Origin of the sequence: Polynucleobacter acidiphobus (genome assembly GCF_003065385.1) — a bacterium.
GTDB lineage: Bacteria > Pseudomonadota > Gammaproteobacteria > Burkholderiales > Burkholderiaceae > Polynucleobacter > Polynucleobacter acidiphobus.
Window position 1 is genome coordinate 1,091,161 of the sequence record NZ_CP023277.1, and the last position, 16,893, is coordinate 1,108,053.

At 49.7% G+C, this 16,893-nt stretch carries 22 protein-coding genes and 1 pseudogene; 6 read left to right on the forward strand and 17 right to left on the reverse strand.

Annotated elements, in window-relative coordinates; all coding sequences use genetic code 11:
• Positions 1-8 precede the first annotated feature (8 nt).
• A complete protein-coding gene (locus AOC32_RS05835) occupies positions 9-653 on the reverse strand; it encodes a lipid-binding SYLF domain-containing protein (RefSeq protein WP_108508571.1) in 645 nt (214 codons plus the stop codon).
• A 123-nt stretch (positions 654-776) separates the two neighbouring features.
• Between AOC32_RS05835 and AOC32_RS05840 the strand changes: the two genes are divergently transcribed.
• Genes AOC32_RS05840 through AOC32_RS05855 form a run of 4 tightly spaced genes read left to right on the forward strand, consistent with a single transcriptional unit; the run spans position 777 to position 3,753 of the window.
• Positions 777-1,283: a ZrgA family zinc uptake protein gene (locus tag AOC32_RS05840; RefSeq protein WP_108508572.1), complete on the forward strand. Its 507-nt coding sequence runs from the start codon at positions 777-779 to the stop codon at positions 1,281-1,283.
• Positions 1,284-1,985 (forward strand): ABC transporter ATP-binding protein, encoded by a 702-nt coding sequence (locus tag AOC32_RS05845; RefSeq protein WP_108508573.1) that lies wholly within the window; start codon positions 1,284-1,286, stop codon positions 1,983-1,985.
• On the forward strand, positions 1,985-3,217 hold the full coding sequence (locus AOC32_RS05850) for an ABC transporter permease (RefSeq protein WP_108508574.1): 1,233 nt from the start codon (positions 1,985-1,987) through the stop codon (positions 3,215-3,217). The genes AOC32_RS05845 and AOC32_RS05850 overlap by 1 nt, the downstream gene beginning before the upstream one ends.
• Positions 3,214-3,753, forward strand: coding sequence for a DUF3299 domain-containing protein (locus tag AOC32_RS05855; RefSeq protein WP_108508575.1), 540 nt, complete (start codon positions 3,214-3,216; stop codon positions 3,751-3,753). Before AOC32_RS05850 ends, AOC32_RS05855 begins: the two co-directional genes overlap by 4 nt.
• On the opposite strand, the gene AOC32_RS05860 is transcribed toward AOC32_RS05855, so the two are convergent.
• The 10 genes and pseudogenes from AOC32_RS05860 to AOC32_RS05905 form a co-directional block, all read right to left on the reverse strand.
• On the reverse strand, positions 3,744-4,400 hold the full coding sequence (locus tag AOC32_RS05860) for an aquaporin (protein ID WP_108508576.1): 657 nt from the start codon (positions 4,398-4,400) through the stop codon (positions 3,744-3,746). The two genes, AOC32_RS05855 and AOC32_RS05860, sit on opposite strands and share 10 nt — an antisense overlap.
• The gene (locus AOC32_RS05865) at positions 4,397-4,879 is read right to left on the reverse strand and encodes an arsenate reductase ArsC (protein ID WP_108508577.1); all 483 of its coding nucleotides are present in this window, start codon (positions 4,877-4,879) and stop codon (positions 4,397-4,399) included. Before AOC32_RS05865 ends, AOC32_RS05860 begins: the two co-directional genes overlap by 4 nt.
• 19 nt (positions 4,880-4,898) lie before the next feature.
• Complete coding sequence (locus AOC32_RS05870) at positions 4,899-5,363, reverse strand: ArsI/CadI family heavy metal resistance metalloenzyme (protein WP_108508578.1); 465 nt, start codon at positions 5,361-5,363, stop codon at positions 4,899-4,901.
• Positions 5,360-5,689 (reverse strand): ArsR/SmtB family transcription factor, encoded by a 330-nt coding sequence (locus AOC32_RS05875; RefSeq protein ID WP_108508579.1) that lies wholly within the window; start codon positions 5,687-5,689, stop codon positions 5,360-5,362. Before AOC32_RS05875 ends, AOC32_RS05870 begins: the two co-directional genes overlap by 4 nt.
• Before the next feature lie 59 nt (positions 5,690-5,748).
• On the reverse strand, positions 5,749-6,420 hold the full coding sequence (locus tag AOC32_RS05880; protein ID WP_108508580.1) for a DUF502 domain-containing protein: 672 nt from the start codon (positions 6,418-6,420) through the stop codon (positions 5,749-5,751).
• Positions 6,421-6,456: 36 nt separating this feature from the next.
• Complete coding sequence (locus AOC32_RS05885) at positions 6,457-7,155, reverse strand: pirin family protein (RefSeq protein ID WP_108508581.1); 699 nt, start codon at positions 7,153-7,155, stop codon at positions 6,457-6,459.
• A gap of 3 nt (positions 7,156-7,158) precedes the next feature.
• Entirely contained in the window at positions 7,159-7,713 is a 555-nt protein-coding gene (locus tag AOC32_RS05890) for a flavodoxin family protein (protein ID WP_108508582.1), read from the reverse strand.
• Positions 7,714-7,744: 31 nt separating this feature from the next.
• Positions 7,745-8,161 carry a MarR family winged helix-turn-helix transcriptional regulator gene (locus tag AOC32_RS05895; protein WP_108508583.1) on the reverse strand — a complete coding sequence of 139 codons (417 nt, stop codon included), beginning with the start codon at positions 8,159-8,161 and terminating at the stop codon, positions 7,745-7,747.
• Positions 8,162-8,296: 135 nt separating this feature from the next.
• Positions 8,297-9,184, reverse strand: a pseudogene (htpX, locus tag AOC32_RS05900) (protease HtpX).
• Between the two features lie 145 nt (positions 9,185-9,329).
• Positions 9,330-9,767 (reverse strand): universal stress protein, encoded by a 438-nt coding sequence (locus AOC32_RS05905; protein ID WP_108508584.1) that lies wholly within the window; start codon positions 9,765-9,767, stop codon positions 9,330-9,332.
• Positions 9,768-9,873: 106 nt separating this feature from the next.
• On the opposite strand from AOC32_RS05905, the gene AOC32_RS05910 reads away from it, so the two are divergent.
• Complete coding sequence (locus AOC32_RS05910) at positions 9,874-11,280, forward strand: GntP family permease (RefSeq protein ID WP_108508585.1); 1,407 nt, start codon at positions 9,874-9,876, stop codon at positions 11,278-11,280.
• Positions 11,281-11,286: 6 nt separating this feature from the next.
• Here the strand turns inward: AOC32_RS05910 and AOC32_RS05915 are convergent, their stop codons facing one another.
• Together AOC32_RS05915 and AOC32_RS05920 are read right to left on the reverse strand one after the other, a co-directional pair.
• The gene (locus AOC32_RS05915) at positions 11,287-11,664 is read right to left on the reverse strand and encodes a DUF4149 domain-containing protein (RefSeq protein ID WP_108508586.1); all 378 of its coding nucleotides are present in this window, start codon (positions 11,662-11,664) and stop codon (positions 11,287-11,289) included.
• A 4-nt stretch (positions 11,665-11,668) separates the two neighbouring features.
• Complete coding sequence (locus tag AOC32_RS05920) at positions 11,669-11,923, reverse strand: TIGR03643 family protein (RefSeq protein ID WP_108508587.1); 255 nt, start codon at positions 11,921-11,923, stop codon at positions 11,669-11,671.
• Between the two features lie 45 nt (positions 11,924-11,968).
• On the opposite strand from AOC32_RS05920, the gene AOC32_RS05925 reads away from it, so the two are divergent.
• The gene (locus tag AOC32_RS05925; RefSeq protein ID WP_108508588.1) at positions 11,969-12,664 is read left to right on the forward strand and encodes an SDR family oxidoreductase; all 696 of its coding nucleotides are present in this window, start codon (positions 11,969-11,971) and stop codon (positions 12,662-12,664) included.
• Here AOC32_RS05925 and AOC32_RS05930 read toward each other — a convergent pair.
• The 4 genes from AOC32_RS05930 to AOC32_RS05945 form a co-directional block, all read right to left on the reverse strand.
• Positions 12,651-13,652, reverse strand: coding sequence for an NAD(P)/FAD-dependent oxidoreductase (locus tag AOC32_RS05930; RefSeq protein ID WP_108508589.1), 1,002 nt, complete (start codon positions 13,650-13,652; stop codon positions 12,651-12,653). The genes AOC32_RS05925 and AOC32_RS05930 overlap by 14 nt on opposite strands.
• Positions 13,653-14,891, reverse strand: coding sequence for a DASH family cryptochrome (locus AOC32_RS05935; protein WP_108508590.1), 1,239 nt, complete (start codon positions 14,889-14,891; stop codon positions 13,653-13,655).
• An 11-nt stretch (positions 14,892-14,902) separates the two neighbouring features.
• A complete protein-coding gene (locus tag AOC32_RS05940) occupies positions 14,903-15,244 on the reverse strand; it encodes a hypothetical protein (RefSeq protein WP_108508591.1) in 342 nt (113 codons plus the stop codon).
• Between the two features lie 100 nt (positions 15,245-15,344).
• On the reverse strand, positions 15,345-16,859 hold the full coding sequence (locus tag AOC32_RS05945; protein WP_108508592.1) for a cryptochrome/deoxyribodipyrimidine photo-lyase family protein: 1,515 nt from the start codon (positions 16,857-16,859) through the stop codon (positions 15,345-15,347).
• Positions 16,860-16,893: the final 34 nt, after the last annotated feature.

Consider the following 16,893-nt stretch of genomic DNA (forward strand, 5'->3'; position numbering starts at 1 on the left):
AAGATGAATTACTTCTTTTGACGTCTTTCCTGAATGGCCTTAAGAACAGCTGGGGTGTTGAGCTGTTGATCGACCATATATAGGGCGCCACCATAATTGGCTTGTATGTCGTAGCCCGAGATCCCTACGGTATAGAAGGTCACATTCGGATTAAACGAGCGGATCGTACTGCTAGAGCCAGCCGAGAAGTTTGCCTCGACATCAAGACCTAACTGCTGACCATCAACGGTGGTCAGAATAAATTGGTCAATCGCGTCCTGGTTCTTAAAAATAATGATTTGGTATTGCTCTTGGTATCCAGCACCCAGACCCTCACCGGTCTTCATATCACGCATGAATACGGGTTGGTCTTTGTAACGCTTATCGAACAAAATCCCCTCGCCACGAGCCACCACCACCAAGATGACGTTCACATTGGTGGTATTAAATACGGCATAGCCTGCCGCACTCTCAATATCTTTACGCACCTTAGGATCTTGCTTTAACAAAAGATTAAGGCCGTTTTCTGCCATTTTGATGGTTGCTTCGCGCTTTTGCGTAATCTCGGCTGGGGTCAATGGCTTGCCATCTTTGCCAGTCGATTGGCATGCGATAAGAAGCAATGGACAAAGCATTGCAAGGAGGAAATGGGCTCTGCGGGTGGATCGATTCATAGTACTTCCAAGTGATTCGTAATAATCCACTGATTTTATAGGTCATTTACTAATTCGCATTATTTTCTGGGTACCATAGTGGGTAAATATCTATACAACTGTGTGCATTTTGGATAGCTCACCATGACGCTTCGCTACCTACCCCTCAGTTTCTTGATCCTAGTGTCAACGCACTCACTTGCCCAACCCAAGCATGGCCATGCCCATGAGCATGGCAAGGGCCGCTTAGAAATCAGCGTGGATGCCAATCAAGTGGTTGGCAAACTCAAGGTACCGTTAGAAGCTCTAGTCGGTTTTGAGCGTGTGCCCAAGACAGAAGCGGAGACCAATGCCATCAACACCATGAATCAGAAATTGCAGAACCCTGGTGCATTCTTTGAAGCAAATAAAGATGCAGAGTGTTCCCCAAAATTAATTAGCAGCACCATCGTACGCGATCAAGCCGGTAAGCATGCCGATCTGGACTATCAGTTTGATCTGAACTGTGCCAAGCTTGCCTCACTCAAGCAACTTAGTATTGGCCTCTTCTCAGAATACAAGCGTCTCAAAAAGATTCGGGTGGAGTCGGTTGGTCCTTGGGGTCAAAAATCAGTGACCGCCAAACGCGATTCCAATACCGTTCGCTTTTAAGTGAGTAGCGCACGTCACTCCCTCGCAATTGAGGTTAAGCATCTGGAGTTTGCTTGGCCCGGGCAAGCCCCACTCTTTAGCAACCTATCGTTCTCGGTTGCCCCTGGGAAGAGTCTCTTTATCTCAGGACCATCGGGGTGTGGCAAAAGTACTTTATTAAATCTGCTCGCCGGGGTGATGCCGCCCAAGCGTGGGGAGATTTGGATCCATGGTGAACGTTTACAGGATTTACGTCGGGGTGCGATTGATCGCTTACGTGGCGAAGAAATGGGTTTTATCTTTCAGCAATTTAATTTAATCCCCTACTTAAGTGTTGCCGACAATATTTTGCTACCAACGCATCTTTATCCCAAGCGTCGTCAGGCGGCGATTGCGGAGTTTGGCTCCCTGGATTTGGCGCTCACGCATTTATTGCAACGCTTAGGCCTGGCACCCGCACTTCTCTCACAAGCAGCGCATCGGCTCTCGATTGGTCAACAGCAACGCGTTGCGGCGGCACGTGCCTTTATTGGTCGTCCATCGATTGTGATTGCGGATGAACCCACCTCAGCCTTGGATTGGCAGAATCAGACCCAACTGATGGATCTGTTTCTGAGTCTTGCACATGAGCAACGCACTGCATTAGTAATGGTCAGTCACGATGAGCGCCTGAGTGAGCAATTTGATGAGCGCATCACCTTTGCGCAGAAGGTAGCCGTCTAATGGTTTGGTTGCGTATCGCACTCTTGAGCGCGCTGGCGCGCAAAGGCGGCTTATTGATTATGGTGCTATCGACCGCTATCTCAGTAGCGATCTTGCTTGGGGTCTTTAAGATCCGGGATGACACCAAGACCAGTTTCTCGAATGCCATCAGTGGTGTCGATTTAGTAGTAGGCGCCAAGGGAAGTCCCACCGAGCTCATTTTGTATAGTGTCTTTCATATTGGTCGAGCGACCAACACCATTGCCGCCTCCTATGAAAAATCCCTCATGGCCATTAAGCCTGTGGCCTGGGTAGTACCCGTGCAATTAGGCGATAGCTTTCGGGGCTATCCAGTCGTAGGAACGAGCGTTGAGTTCTTTACTCGGATTAAGGCACAAGGTCGCCACCTAGAATTATCCGAAGGTAAGGCGCTGACCGATCCCACACTCTTTGAGGTCGTACTGGGTTCTAACGTGGCTAAGAACACCCAACTGAAACTGGGTGGACAAATTGCCATTACCCATGGATCGGGTACTGGTCCGAAGCAAGATCACAGTAACTCGCCCTTTCGGATTGTGGGCATCCTAAAGCCCAATGGCACGCCAATCGATAACGCGGTGTTCATTTCCACCAATGCCTTTGATGCGCTCCATGACATTGAAGAAGGTGGCATCCAGTTTGCCAAGCTCAATCCGGATTCTCAGGTGAGCGCGTTCTATGTCGGGCTCAAGGATCGGGGCAGCGTGTTCTCAGTGCGGCGTCAGATTGATGCCCTACCCAATGCGGGGCTTATGGGTGTGATGCCCGGAGTTGCCTTAGATGATTTGTGGTCCACCATGGAGGTGGCTGAGAACGCGCTATTGATTATTTCTTTAGGGGTGTTGATCACCACCATCTTAGGAATCACGGCCACCCTATTGGTCTCACTCGAGAACCGGCGTCGTGAGTTAGCGATCTTTCGGGCGATTGGGGCCAAGCCCTATCAACTCTTGCGTCTCGTGCTGTTTGAGGCTCTGTTGATTAGCTTGATTGGTATTGCACTAGGTTGGCTAATACTTCAGGTTTCCATTCTCTTATCAGCCGATTACTTCCGCACCTCTTGGGGTGTGGTCACCAGCATCGGGCTTCCCGCCACCCATGATTTGCTTTCGCTTTTAGCCCTCGTGATTGTAGTGTTACTCTGCGCCTGCATTCCCGCTATTAAAGCCTATAGAATGGCACTCAACGAAGAGTTAAATCCCCCATCCACATGAGACGACCCTTTTTACGCTTATCGAGTGTCAGCTTACTGGGCCTAATGCTAGGGGTGCATCCACTTCGCAGTGAGGCTACGACCTATAAAGAGATCGAGTGGGATGATCTGATGCCTGAGGGCTGGCGCAAGAAAATGATCTTGGAGGTCACCCGCATGCGCCGCTACGGCAGCTTAATGGATGGCGATCCCAAGGCCGATGAGGCCTATGCTCGATTAAAGAAGGCTTGGGATACTGCACCATCGTCCAAAGTTTATATTGGCAAAGCGATTCGCATTCCTGGATATGTGGTGCCACTTGATGCCGAGCGGATGCAAAGCAGTGAATTTTTATTAGTTCCCTACTTTGGCGCCTGTATTCATTCGCCACCACCGCCAGCCAATCAAATTATTTTGGTCAAGCCTCCCAAAGGTTCAAAGGTGCGCACCATGGATGCCATTTGGGTCGAAGGTATCCTCAGCGAGGGTCGCACCTACTCCGAGATTGGCAACAGTGCGTATGTCCTGAACGCCGATAAGATTACGCCCTATCGTTGATAAATCGTCTTACTTGCTTTACAAAACAGCATCACCATCACGAGGGCAGCAATCAATTCAGCGCTAACAAAGCCCAATACATCGGCAGGCGCAATACCCACGAAGGTATTGGTCAGACTTCTGGCCACAGCGACCGCGGGATTGGCAAAGAAGGTGGATGAGGTAAACCAGTAACCCGCGGTGACTGTGAGGGCCACTAACATTGGCACCTTGTCCTTTGCCGCTTGATCCCCAATCCGAATCACCGAGAGAAGCACGAGTGTTGAGATCAACTCACTAGCCCAAATACCAATACCCGTTCGCACTTTTGTTGACTCTTGCAAGATCGCTAGACCAAACATCAGATGCGTTACCCAAATTCCGGCAATCGCACCACTGAACTGACATGCCCAATAGGCAAGTAGCCTGTTGAGATTGAGATGCCCGAGCTTCCAAAACATCAGGCTTACTGCCGGATTGAAATGCGCACCGGAGATGGGACCCAAGAGGACGATTAAGACATAAAGCCCTGCTCCGGTTGCAATGCTATTACCGAGCAAAGCCACAGCTGCATTGCCATTGGAGAGGGTCTCGCCCATGATGCCGCTACCCGCCACAATTGCGAGCAGTAATGCGGTGCCGAAGAACTCGGCCGCGTAGGACCTCATGAGGCTTTGGAGTGGATTTCTTTCAGAGCCATCGAGTCGAGTTTCTCGAGCGGCATGCTGGCTAATAAATCAACACGTTTTTTGAGACCGTTCATCACCTCAATAAATGCAAGACGCTTCTCTACATCCGTTCCAGTGACTTGCGATGGATCCGGAAATCCCCAGTGTGCGGTGGCAGGGTTACCTGGCCAGACGGGGCACACCTCGCCGGCGGCGTTATCGCAGACCGTAATAATGAAATCCATCTTGGGCGCATTGGGTAAACCAAACTCATCCCAGCTCTTACTGCGTAATTTGGACTCGTCATAGCCCATCTCTAAGGCCAACTCCTTGGCAAAGGGATTAACTTGGGTGCCGGGGGTTGACCCTGCCGAGTAACCTATGAATAGACCACTCGGATGGGTGGAGGCTAGCGCCTCACCAAGCACTGAACGGGCGGAGTTGTGGGTGCACAAGAAGAGTACGTTGTATTTTTTCATGAGAGGTCCTGTTAATAAATTAGCAACACGATTTTTTGGTGATCGATGCGATCGATACGCTAGCAATGGGGGCTGGTACACAGCAGGCATCAGCGCTGGTTGATTCAGATTGATTGAAGACCGGAATGGAGTCGAGTGTATGGAAGGTCTCCCACGGAATACCGGCAGGATCATTGACCCAGTACTTATCCGATTGCGCATAGCAACAGGCGGTACCCATTTCCTCAACTACCTCCCCCTGAATTTGATCAAGGCGGGTTTTCATTTCCCCTAACTCACTGGCTTCATCCACTTGGATTCCTAAGTGGTTGATCCCAACTGGGGCGCCGCGGGCTGAGATCGCAAAGTTCACTTTCGGATCCTCTAGTTGCCATTTGGCGTAATCGGTTTTGATGACAGTGGGTTCGCAACCAAACATCTTGGAATAAAACGGGATGCTCTCTGGGATGTTGTTGACTGCTACGTGGACATGAAGACGTTTCATTCGCACACCACCTTCTTCTTGGATTTAGGGGTACTGCAGGATTGGCCCTGGCAGCAGTTATCTAATAAGAAGCCACTTAAATCCTCAATTAAGTTTGGATTTGGGCGATAAATGAGGTTTCGGCTTTGACGCTCCACTAGCAATAACTTCGCATTGAAAAGTTCTTTCAGATGAAAGCTCAAGGTTGCATTGGGAATCCCCAACTTCTCAATCAACTGACTAGGGGTCAGGCCAATATCGCCGCGTTGCACGATCAGACGGAAGATATTGAGACGGGTCTCCTGCCCTAGGGCCAGAAGAACTTGGATGGCGTCGGTATTTTTCATATTTCCAATTATATAGAAATATATGACAGGTTTGTGACAAAGGCTAAAAGATTAAATACTTACTTTGGAATTACTTTTGTAAGATCTTGATGGGTCTTCATAAACTGCGGTGATGTAACACCCATCGACACGTAGATGCTGGTGAGTTCTTCCATACCAATCTCGGCGGGGCTTACCCAATCAACTGGTACATAGAGTAAGCCACCTCCAATCGGTACTGGTGCGGTTGGCACAATCACTGCATAGCAGGCCTGCTCTTTCACCATTACGGCTTGGGGGGATGAGAGCAATGCTAGAGCGGATACGCCGCCTGCCCCGCCAAAATGTACCCATACGGGGCGCATCGTTTTGAGCTCTTCGTCATCCCGCTTGGCAACCAAACTCACAAAGCTATGAATGGTGTCATAGACAGTTCGTACCACGGGTATCTTACGAACCAAGCCATTAATGATGGCTGTAAATCCCTTCTGCAGCCCCTTCTCCACCAATAAGCCAAGAATCAGTAAAGCAAGGATCACGATCGCCAAACCAACCACGTAGCCGACCCACTCCAGACCAGCAATACCTAAGCCCATCTTTGCCATTACGCTACCAACCGCACTCGATGGTCCAAGCCACCGAATCACAATGCCCACTACAAACGCAATTAGCAGAGCTGTTGCAATAAGCGGAAATGCCGCTAATAGGCCAGCTAGGAATAGACGAACAAGTTTGGATGAGCCTGGCGACATAGAATCAAATTTATTCTTTTAATACTTGAGTGTAATTCACGCAAGATCGAATACCAATACCTCTGCCTCTTCCCCATGGCTAATCTCAATATCTGTCTCGTTAGCAATCATGGCAGCATCTCCACCGCTTAAGCGCTGACCATTCACCGTCAGGGTGCCTTTGATGAGATGCACATATCCTTTGCGACTTGGATCCAGTTTGAGGATTGCTGATTGATCACCATCAAAAGTACCGGCATAGAGCTTGGCATCGGCGTTGATGGTGATCGAGTCCTCTGCTCCATCGATGGAGGCTAAGAGGCGTAATTTGCCATCTTTATCTTCCGCCGGAATCGTTTTTTGCTCATAGCCTGGTTTGACCCCCGTAAATTTCGGTTGAATCCAGATTTGCAGAAAATGGGTGGTCTGATCCTTGGCATAGTTGAACTCGCTGTGGGTGACACCCGTACCAGCACTCATCCGCTGGATATCCCCTGGCGGGATGGATTTGACATTGCCCATGCTGTCTTTGTGAGCCAGCTCGCCTGAGAGAACATAGCTAATGATTTCCATATCCCGATGGCTGTGCTCACCAAAGCCAGTGCCAGGATCAATCCGGTCCTCGTTGATCACACGCAAATTACCCCACCCCATAAATTTAGGGTCGTAGTAATTGGCAAAGGAGAACGAGTGAAAGCTCTTGAGCCAACCATGATCGGCATAGCCCCGCTCCTGGGATTTACGAATCTGCATCATGATTTATGCGTGAAACTGGCTAGCAATTTTTGCAATCCGCTCACCATACAGCCGCGCGGTCTCGAGGTCACCGGAGTTCACCTCATCGGCACTCGCATCCGATGGGGTTTGCATCATAGCGCCCGCAAAAGAGCCGACATAGTTCACATCATCGCGCTTAGCGGACTTGGCATTTGATGGCATGAGGCCAGTGCCGACCCAGATACCCGAGTGCTGCATCGCTAAGGTAAAGAAATAATGTAAGGTCGAGTGTTTGTCACCATTCATGGTGGCTGAGTTGGTAAAGCCGCCAAAGATTTTGTCTTTCCACTGCTGACCAAACCAGGGCTTTGAGCTTGCATCGGCAAACTTCTTGAACTGCCAACTCACACTGCCCATATAGGTGGGCGAACCAAAGATAATCGCTTTGGCGTTCTTTAATATCTCCCATTGGGCTTCGGTAATGTTTCCCTCGGCATCAATGGCGATCAATGCTGCGTTAGCGCCTTTGGCAACCGCCTCAGCTTGCTTTTGGGTATGGCCATAGCCACTATGGAATACGACTGCAATATTTGACATGGTTTCTCCTGGTGATTTGGGTTGATTGGGATTAAATAAACTGACTACGAATTCGGTCTAAGGCTTCGATGGTTTGATTGAGCTCCTTCATGCTGCACTTGGCAAAGCCCTGCTCCAAATACTGCACATGCTCTGGGAAGGCTTTCTTAAAGAGGCGCTCGCCCGCTTTGGTCAAGCCAATCTTGTAACTGCGGCCATCCTCAGCATTGGGTATCTTTGTGATCAGACCTTTTTGCTCTAAGCGCTCGAGCACACCAGTCATCGTACCTTTCAGAATCAAGGTCTTTTCACCCAATTCCTTGCAGGTCATCGGCGGTTGATTGCCCAATGTAGCAATCACATCAAATTGGGTCATGGTCAAACCCATGCCCTTGATGTGCTTCGTCGAATAGGCCTCAAAGGCTTGATAGGTACTCGCGAGGCTACGGATAAAACGGAGGTAAGTCATAGTATTTCCAATTAGTCTGTATGCGTACTATTTTAGTACGAGTACAGACTATTTGAATACCACTCCTTTTTCTGGGGAAATTGCTTACTTTTGATGAGGCGTGATGGTTGGCGGTAAACCGCCAACCATCGGGATTTAATCGGCCATATTGCGCAAGGCGGCAATACGCTCATCCAATGGCGGATGGCTCATGAAGAGACGCTTAAGACCTGTGCCCATGCCGCCTGAAATACCAAAGGCTTCTAACTGTTCGGGCAAATGAGGCTCATTGACCGACTTTTGCAGGCGTTCCAGTGCCCGAATCATCTTCTGCTTACCTTCTAGATAGGCGGCGCCTGCATCAGCACGCTACTCCCGCTGACGGCTAAACCACATCACAATCGCACTCGCCAAGATGCCTAAGACCAACTGGGCAATGATGGTGGTAATCCAGTAGGCAGGACCATGACCACGCTCGGTCTTAAAGACCGCCCGATCAATAATGTGACCGATCACGCGCGAGAGGAAGAAGACAAAGGTGTTGATGACCCCTTGAATGAGTGCCAAGGTCACCATATCGCCATTGGCCACATGGCTCACCTCGTGGGCCAATACCGCCTCAGCCTCATCGCGGGTCATGCCACGTAACAAGCCGGTGCTGACAGCCACCAAGGAACTGTCACGCATCATCCCGGTTGCAAAGGCATTGATGTCTGCTGAGTCGTAGATTGCCACCTCGGGCATGCCAATGCCTGCTTCCTTGGCTTGCCGAGCCACCGTATTCAGCAGCCACTGCTCTTGCTCATTACGGGGCTGCTCAATCACATAGGCGCCGGTGGAATGCTTGGCCATGGTTTTTGATAGAGCTAGCGAGATAAACGATCCCGTAAAGCCCACTACACCAGCGAGCATCAGTAACGAGGTTAGATCAAGGCCAACACCCTGCTCATCCAAGACCTGGCCTAAGCCAAAGATATTGATGATGATCGTGATCACCAACATGATGGCAATGTTGGTAATTAGGAAGAGAAAAATGCGTTTCATGCGTAGTACTCCTTATGACAATAGGGCTACGCTATCAGGAATTCTGCAAACTTGCAGAACACCGATTGGTTGACTGTTTCTAAGGGAATTATCAACTCAGTACCAAAGCCCCAGATCGTTCACTAGGGCTTTGGCTAATACTTGCTTAGATGACGATGATGGGTAATTTTGAGTTTGCAATCACTGCATAGGTGTCGCTACCCATAAACACTTTTTTCAGGCCAGTGCGTTTATGCGAGGCCATCAGAATGGCATTGGCCTTCACTTTCTTCGCTGCCTCAAGAATGCCTTCATACACTTCGGTGCTGTACTCATGTAGCGTCTTAATCTTCACTTCTCCCCCAATTAATCGGGCGGCTTTCTCTAAAACCACTTTGGCGTGTGCATCGCAGACTTGCTCATGACGCTCATCGGCTTTTTTGTAATCAGCTACCTTGGTGGTGTAGACATACGGCGCCCGCGGATCAGAAATGTAAAGTAGCGTGGCACGTGCACCCGCTTCGGATAAGAGCGTTGCAACAGTTTTCATATTTTTAGCATTTACCATGTCATCCACAACGGGTACGAGTATGTGTGCAAACATTCGTTTCTCCTTTAAAAGTCCATGATCAGTTTGCCCTTATTGGAAACGCGTCTATTGATATAGATCAAAATAGCACTCATTACTTTCACTATCCTTATTCCTCGTTATGGATCTACTCGCCATCCTCATCTCCTTAAGCCTCTTGATGCTGCTTGCGTACCGCGGCATGAGTGTTTTGATCTTGGCACCCGTGATGGCCCTGCTGGCCGTTTTACTGAGTGGTCAATTTGAAGAGTTGCTGCCTGTTTACACCCAAGTGTTCATGAAAGGGATGGGTGGGTATTTAATTCAGTACTTCCCATTGTTTCTGCTCGGCTCTATTTTTGGAAAGCTAATGGAGTCCTCTGGCTATGCCCTAGCGATTGCAAATCACATCACACAGAAATTAGGTACTCAACATGCCCTCCTCGCGGTGGTTCTGGCCTGCGCCATCCTGACCTATGGTGGGGTATCCCTCTTTGTGGTGGCGTTCATGATGTATCCGATTGGCAAATCGCTCTTTGAGCGTTCTCAGATCTCCATGAACCTCCTACCCGGTGCCATTGCCCTAGGTGCATTCACCTTCACCATGACCGCCTTACCAGGCACCCCATCCGTACAGAACTCAATTCCGAGTCCATTTTTTGGGACCGACTCCTTCGCCGCCCCCGGTCTTGGCATTCTGGCCAGTTGCATGATGCTGGGTTTGGGGTATTGGTGGCTGCGTCGCCAGCAACAGGCCTTGGGGTTCATGTCCAATTCAGACTCTGGGGCAACAGATCGTGCGACATCGGCTCACACGAATGAGCCAGCTCCCCAGTCGATTGGATTTGCGCTCGCCATTCTTCCTATTGTTGTCATGAGCGTAACCAATTTGGTAATGGCCAAATGGGTCCTACCCCAATGGCAACCTACTTTCTTGCTACAAGACCGCTTTGGGATTACCGCCCTATCCTCACAGATCGGAATTTGGGCCATCATTATTGCCCTCTCAGCAGGTATTGCCCTGATCTATGGCATACAAACGCTAGGCGCACGTCAACTCAAGCGCTCCAATGAAGCCATTAACCAAGGTGCAGTCGGTTCGATGCTACCTATTCTGAACACCGCTTCAGAGGTGGGCTATGGCTCGGTCATCGCGAGCCTCACGGGCTTTATTCTGATTCGGGAGTTTGTCTTAAGCATTGCTCCAGGCAATCCACTGATTAGTGAAGCGGTTGCGGTCAATGTATTAGCCGGCATAACGGGGTCTGCGTCGGGGGGCTTATCGATTGCTCTTCAAACCCTCGGTGCTGACTATTTACAAAAGGCGATTGCCCTCGGAATTAGTCCCGAGCTCTTGCATCGGGTTGCAGTGATGGCATCAGGGTGCATGGATACCCTACCCCACAATGGTGCTGTGATTACTTTACTTGGCATCTGCCAACTCACCCATCGCGCAGCTTACCGTTATATTGCAATGGTCACGATTGTCTTTCCTTTACTAACCCTCGCTGTGGTGATTGCACTAGCCTCGGTGTTTGGTAACTTCTAGTAATAATTACCAAACGATGTAGATAAAGATCCCGAGTTGGATAAAGTTCACCACTACGCTTAAGCCATGCAGGATCCCAAATTTTTTCTTGTGTCCTTGATCGGAAGCACGGTTGATCGCTGGAGTGAGAACCCAGAGGGAGATAAAGAATAAGGCTGCGCATCCCACTAACAATCCCATGCTCAAGGTGTCGGTTGCCAAAAAGGAGGCAATGATCGAGACCGCTCCTAGGAAGGCGTAATACTTTGGAAAGAAATTGCGCACATACTTGCTTGCCCATTCTTGCGGCAAGACCTTAAAGACCGTTGGCGCCACGGCGATGGTGAAGAACACCATGATGCCAATCATGGCAGAAACAAGATAAAGACTGAGATTAGGGTTCATCGATTTATTTGTATTTGTATTGGGTTGGGCAGTACGCACGCTGCACATCGGGGTCACGCAATTGCTGATGCTTGGTTTGTCGTCCTGTAACTCGCGCACGCCACAGGCGATAGGAGCTTGGCTTTAAAACACTACGCATCAACGCTTTAACTTCGGGCTCAGTTAACTGGAACTGAGCATGAATTGCTTCAAAGGGTGTACGGTCTTCCCAGGCCATTTCGACAATGCGCGATAGCTCAGATGGATTAAGTGTATGCATGTCTTGGATTAAACACGAATTTACGAAATCAGGTACAGTCGCCGAATGTCCTTACTCCAAAAACCGTTTCGGGCCCTTGTGATTGGCTCCTCCGGAACCATTGGCTCTGCCTTGGCATCGGCCCTCCAAATGCACTCCAACTGCGCTGAGGTGATGGGGATCCATCGTGGGTCTGTGCCATCCATCAATTACGCTGACCCAAGCACGATCGCCACAGCAGCCGAAGTACTGGCAGCCCACCGGTCCTTTGATCTGATTATTAATACCATCGGGGTTTTACACAATGAGAACGTCTCCCCCGAAAAGCGCTTAGCGGATCTCCGAGCCACACAACTCCAAGAGCAGTTTTTAGTCAATGCAATTGGGCCAGCACTCACCATCAACCAGTTCACAAAGCTTTTAAATCCTGCAGGCAGTATTTATGCCACCCTATCAGCCAAGGTGGGCAGCATTAGCGATAACCGTTTAGGGGGTTGGTATAGCTACCGCTCCTCGAAGGCGGCTCTCAATATGCTGATCAAGACCGCTGCGATTGAGCTCAAACGCACCATGCCTAGAGCGGCATTAATTGCGATACATCCGGGCACCGTGAACTCCAATTTATCCAAACCCTTTCGGGGTGAAGAAATTGGTCGTGACCCACAGCAGGCCGCCAATGAAATCCTAGGCGTTCTATTGAAAGTTACTACCGAGGACTCGGGAACGTTTCGGTCCTACAGTGGTGAAATCATTCCATGGTAGCAAGAGCAATTTGCTTTAATTGCTCTGCCAGGCGATAGCCACTCAACCAAGCACCCTCCACGGTAGAATTCTTCAACCAATCGCCACACAACCCCACCGCAATCGATGCATCGAGGGCAAACTCTCGTGCATTGGCTTCCTCAAGTTTGGCATAGCGCCATAAATGGCTTTGGTGTAAATCGGGCTCCACCCCAGTCAGCTCCTGAAATGCTTTAATCAAAATGGGTTCGATCTCAAACTGGGTCTGATCCACATGCGCTTTAGACCACGCATGACTCGCTTGCGCTACCCAGGTCTCATACACAGGGCGATTAGGCTTGGAGTTATCACGCGCCAACCAGGAGAACACACTACCCTCCACAAAGGCTCCATCAAAAGGAAGATTGAGCGGTTCTTTTAAATAGGCCAAGAGAGTCCAACAGGGTAGCATCACCACTTCCTGGCAAATCGCTTTTAAGTTGGCAGAGTATTTACCAATTATGCGTTCGGCCTGCACCGATGGAATCGCGAGCACGAGATACTCAAATGCCCCAGCGATCTGACCATGTTCTTTGGTGGTGATTTTCCAGAGATCATTAATCCGATGCAGATCCACTACCGTATCTTGAGTCAGCACATTCAGATTCCGTGCTAAGTGTTTGGCTGGTGAGGTCATCGCCGGAATACCAACATAGCGCGTCGCATCCGAGGGTTTATCGATGGCATTACCATGATTCAAGCTCACAATCCGACCTGACCATGGTTTGGCAACCTCGGCTTCTACCCAGCGAGCGACTTCACTCTGGAATAGAGAATCACGCGCTGTAAAGTACTGGGCACCGTGGTCGGCTTCCCAGTCACCAAAATAGCGATGGCTCATACGACCGCCTACCCCTTTACTCTTATCAAAGAGTGTGACTGCAAACCCATGGGCTTCTAGCTCTTGGGCGCATGATAGGCCAGCAATCCCCGCACCGATGATAGCAACCCGTTTTTTAATAGTAGTCATTTAATTCAACCAGCGTTTTCGATAAGAACCATCTGCATCATATTGCGCAATTTGTTTGGCGACATTAAACGCTCTGCCGCCCCGTGGATCAGTGCCATGACCCGCCACATACAACCAGTTACCTTGATTACTGTAAACATCATAGTCAATTAGGCAGGACTCAAACCAAGCTGCGCCCGCTTGCCAGTTGCCGTTCATGGCATAGACCCAGTGACTTGCCACAATTTGGCGCATGCGATTCGATAGAAAACCGGTCGCAGCCAGCTCCCGCATACCCGCATCGATGAGATCAATACCGGTAGTACCAGTAGACCACTGATGAAAGGATTCGGGGTTAAAGGTGTTGGGTGTTCGCTGGCTCAATCCCATAGGTCTAAACAAGCGTTTACCGTATTTCAGCATCAGAAAGCGAAAGTAGTCACGCCAGAGAAGTTCAAACCAAAGCCAATAAGTGCCACCATTAGCCCCGTATTGTTCTTCATATTGATGAATCCGCTTTGCAATGGTGCGCGCGGAGATCGATCCGACTGCTAACCAGGGTGAGAACTTACTCGATGCGTCAAATTGACTTAAGGCATTCCGGGTCTTTTTATAACTGTCGGGCAAGCGTCGCTCACAGTATTGTTCGAGATGCCTAAGGGCATGGGACTCACCACCATTCACAAAGAGTGTGATGGCACTCTCCTGAATCGGATCCTGCTGAGGTACCTTGGTTGGAAGTGGCGGAATTGCTTTAGGCATGGCCAGTGGCTTGGCAAACTTCAGGCGACGCTTTTCAACCCACTGTCGAAAGTTAGTGAAGACATCCGGTAGCTCACCAATATCCATACCCAGGGTTTGAGGATCGAGCATCGTCGATTGCCATTGGGTGTGTATATTTAGTCCTGCTCTTTGTAATTCCAAAACATCCTGCTCTTCTTCAGGGGCGGCAATCGCTTCGCAATAAAGTGCATCGGCACCAATCTCTTTGTAAAGCGCTGGCAAGACATGGCTTGGCTTACCCTCGAGAACAAGTAGCGTTGATCCCTTCTCTTCTAGTGAGTTTCTTAAGTCACGAAGATTCTGGTGCAGCCATGCAGAGCGTTGCTTACTTGCTCGCTCAAAGCACCATGGTGTTTGCTCTTGCAGGGGAAGTACAAAAACCGGTAAGAGACTCTCTGAGTGTTGGCAGGCGTTTACAAATTGAGGGTTATCAAGAAGACGCAGGTCTGCTCTAAACCAATAGATTGAACAGCCCACAGTGAGATACTTTAGGTTGACTGCAACTTAGCGTTCGGATCCACCATGCACTGTTTTTGAGCATTACGCTCAATCACCTTGAGCCACTCCGGCTTAGATTGATTCGTTAGTGAATTAAGCTCACTTAATTGTTGGTCACTGGCTAAATTACGGACTACCCGCGCCACACAGGTACAGTAGTTACTAAAATCACTGGCCTCAAGACTTCTGTTCTTGACGTTTTGATGATTACGCAATTGCTGATTAATGCAATTTTTAGCAATCGGGTCGCTGCTAACCGTGGCGATGGTTGGGCTAGACGTTACAAGCAACAAGCTACTCAATACAGTGGTGAGGGTTGGGATAGATTTCATGGGTGGCTTTCAAAAAGATGAATTCAGCATACCAAAATCCACTTATTTATGCAGGGTGTCGATCACCCTCACTCATAGCCGTGCTATTTCGAGCTACTGATTAAAAGTCAAAGCCCAGTTGCGCCTTTGTTGGAGAACTCTTAGCCCTGGTGCGATGCATCGTTTTGCGAGAGCCGTGCTTTTCTAGAACTGCCTGTTTGGCGATTCGGACCTCGGCCTGCTGGCGCCGCTCATAGAGGCGGGACTTAGCCTCTTTGGTGGCAATTACCAAATCCACAATCGGTAGCGGAATCTCAAAGCCCACCCGAATGCCAAGTTGCTTTTGCAAAGCTTGGGGCATGTTCCAGGGCTCAAAGAGGTAGGTATCAGGCACTTTGCGCATCGCTGGTAACCAGGTACGCACAAACTCGCCAGTAGGATCATGATCCATGGCTTGCTTAATCGGGTTATAGACCCGGGTGGTATTGATACCCGTGGTACCCGATTGCATTTGCAATTGGCTCCAATGAATCCCCGGTTCGTAATCCAAAAACTGGGTAGCCAACCATTCGCCTACGGGGCGCCAATGCAACCATAGGGGGTAAGCAGCGACCGAAACCAGCATCGCACGCATCCGAAAGTTGAGCCAGCCGGTCTCGCGTAGCATCACCACACATGCATCAACCATGGGCCAACCAGTTCGTGCTGCCTTCAATGCCTCAAAGCGCTCGTGATGAAAGTCATTCTCACGCAAGCCGTCGTAGCCGCGATGCATATTACGCCACTCAATCTCGGGTTCGCTCTCAAGCTTTTGAATAAAATGGCAGTGCCAATACAATCGGCTCAGAAATGCCCGTAAACCCGCCTTTTGCCTTGCCGAAATCCCCTCTTTAGTAATTTGTGCGCGGGTGCGACTCACCACCTCACGCATACTCAGGCAGCCATAGGCAAGATAGGTCGAGATCCGGGAGCATGCTTGCGGAGAAGTTAGAGGCGATGAGATGCCACCCCGATAGCCTTGACTGCGATGCGTCAAAAAATCATCCAAGGTCTTGAGCGCAAGACTACGCCCGCCTCGCTGACGCTGGGGTGGATCGTGCTGAAGATGTGCTGGAGGTTGAATATCTGGTAACGGCGCAATGGAGTCACTCCAGAATAAAAGTGTTGGAACTGTTTCTGGCGGGCTAGCCATATGACGCTCCCAAGCCGACTGCCAGGCATTACGACTCTTTAGGCGTCGCACCACTCCAAACTGCGGATACTCATGCCACGGAATGTGATGGTCTGCGCACCAACGCGCCACACGTCGATCGCGGTCATATGTCCATTGATTACCGGTCTCCTCGTGCGAATGAATTGCAGCAAAAGGCTGGGATTGCCACAAGCGGTCTAGAACCTCAAGAATCTCTCCAGTAAATACCTCAAGACCACCACAATGTTTTCGGAGTTCTACATCGAGGTCCCTCAGTGACTCGGCAATAAACCTAAAATGGCCCAAGGCTATATCGGCTTGCTGCCAGAGAACTGGCTCAATGATGTAAACACAGCGTATCGGTCCGCGTTTTGCAGCATGCGCTAAGGCGGCATGATCTTCCCAACGTAGATCACGCTTAAACCAAACGAGCTCATAACTCATGACAAATCACTCTTATAAATAGAGTGATAACGAT

Excerpts from the sequence above, each read along its gene's own strand:
- AOC32_RS05895 (WP_108508583.1), bottom strand. The coding sequence starts at position 8,161 with ATGACTTACCTCCGTTTTATCCGTAGCCTCGCGAGTACCTATCAAGCC.
- AOC32_RS05875 (WP_108508579.1), bottom strand. The coding sequence starts at position 5,689 with ATGAAAAATACCGACGCCATCCAAGTTCTTCTGGCCCTAGGGCAGGAG.
- AOC32_RS05945 (WP_108508592.1), bottom strand. The coding sequence starts at position 16,859 with ATGAGTTATGAGCTCGTTTGGTTTAAGCGTGATCTACGTTGGGAAGAT.
- AOC32_RS05840 (WP_108508572.1), top strand. The coding sequence starts at position 777 with ATGACGCTTCGCTACCTACCCCTCAGTTTCTTGATCCTAGTGTCAACG.
- AOC32_RS05850 (WP_108508574.1), top strand. The coding sequence starts at position 1,985 with ATGGTTTGGTTGCGTATCGCACTCTTGAGCGCGCTGGCGCGCAAAGGC.
- AOC32_RS05855 (WP_108508575.1), top strand. The coding sequence starts at position 3,214 with ATGAGACGACCCTTTTTACGCTTATCGAGTGTCAGCTTACTGGGCCTA.
- AOC32_RS05910 (WP_108508585.1), top strand. The coding sequence starts at position 9,874 with ATGGATCTACTCGCCATCCTCATCTCCTTAAGCCTCTTGATGCTGCTT.
- AOC32_RS05865 (WP_108508577.1), bottom strand. The coding sequence starts at position 4,879 with ATGAAAAAATACAACGTACTCTTCTTGTGCACCCACAACTCCGCCCGT.
- AOC32_RS05880 (WP_108508580.1), bottom strand. The coding sequence starts at position 6,420 with ATGTCGCCAGGCTCATCCAAACTTGTTCGTCTATTCCTAGCTGGCCTA.
- AOC32_RS05920 (WP_108508587.1), bottom strand. The coding sequence starts at position 11,923 with ATGCATACACTTAATCCATCTGAGCTATCGCGCATTGTCGAAATGGCC.
- AOC32_RS05890 (WP_108508582.1), bottom strand. The coding sequence starts at position 7,713 with ATGTCAAATATTGCAGTCGTATTCCATAGTGGCTATGGCCATACCCAA.
- AOC32_RS05925 (WP_108508588.1), top strand. The coding sequence starts at position 11,969 with ATGTCCTTACTCCAAAAACCGTTTCGGGCCCTTGTGATTGGCTCCTCC.
- AOC32_RS05940 (WP_108508591.1), bottom strand. The coding sequence starts at position 15,244 with ATGAAATCTATCCCAACCCTCACCACTGTATTGAGTAGCTTGTTGCTT.
- AOC32_RS05930 (WP_108508589.1), bottom strand. The coding sequence starts at position 13,652 with ATGACTACTATTAAAAAACGGGTTGCTATCATCGGTGCGGGGATTGCT.
- AOC32_RS05835 (WP_108508571.1), bottom strand. The coding sequence starts at position 653 with ATGAATCGATCCACCCGCAGAGCCCATTTCCTCCTTGCAATGCTTTGT.
- AOC32_RS05870 (WP_108508578.1), bottom strand. The coding sequence starts at position 5,363 with ATGAAACGTCTTCATGTCCACGTAGCAGTCAACAACATCCCAGAGAGC.
- AOC32_RS05905 (WP_108508584.1), bottom strand. The coding sequence starts at position 9,767 with ATGTTTGCACACATACTCGTACCCGTTGTGGATGACATGGTAAATGCT.
- AOC32_RS05915 (WP_108508586.1), bottom strand. The coding sequence starts at position 11,664 with ATGAACCCTAATCTCAGTCTTTATCTTGTTTCTGCCATGATTGGCATC.
- AOC32_RS05860 (WP_108508576.1), bottom strand. The coding sequence starts at position 4,400 with ATGAGGTCCTACGCGGCCGAGTTCTTCGGCACCGCATTACTGCTCGCA.
- AOC32_RS05885 (WP_108508581.1), bottom strand. The coding sequence starts at position 7,155 with ATGATGCAGATTCGTAAATCCCAGGAGCGGGGCTATGCCGATCATGGT.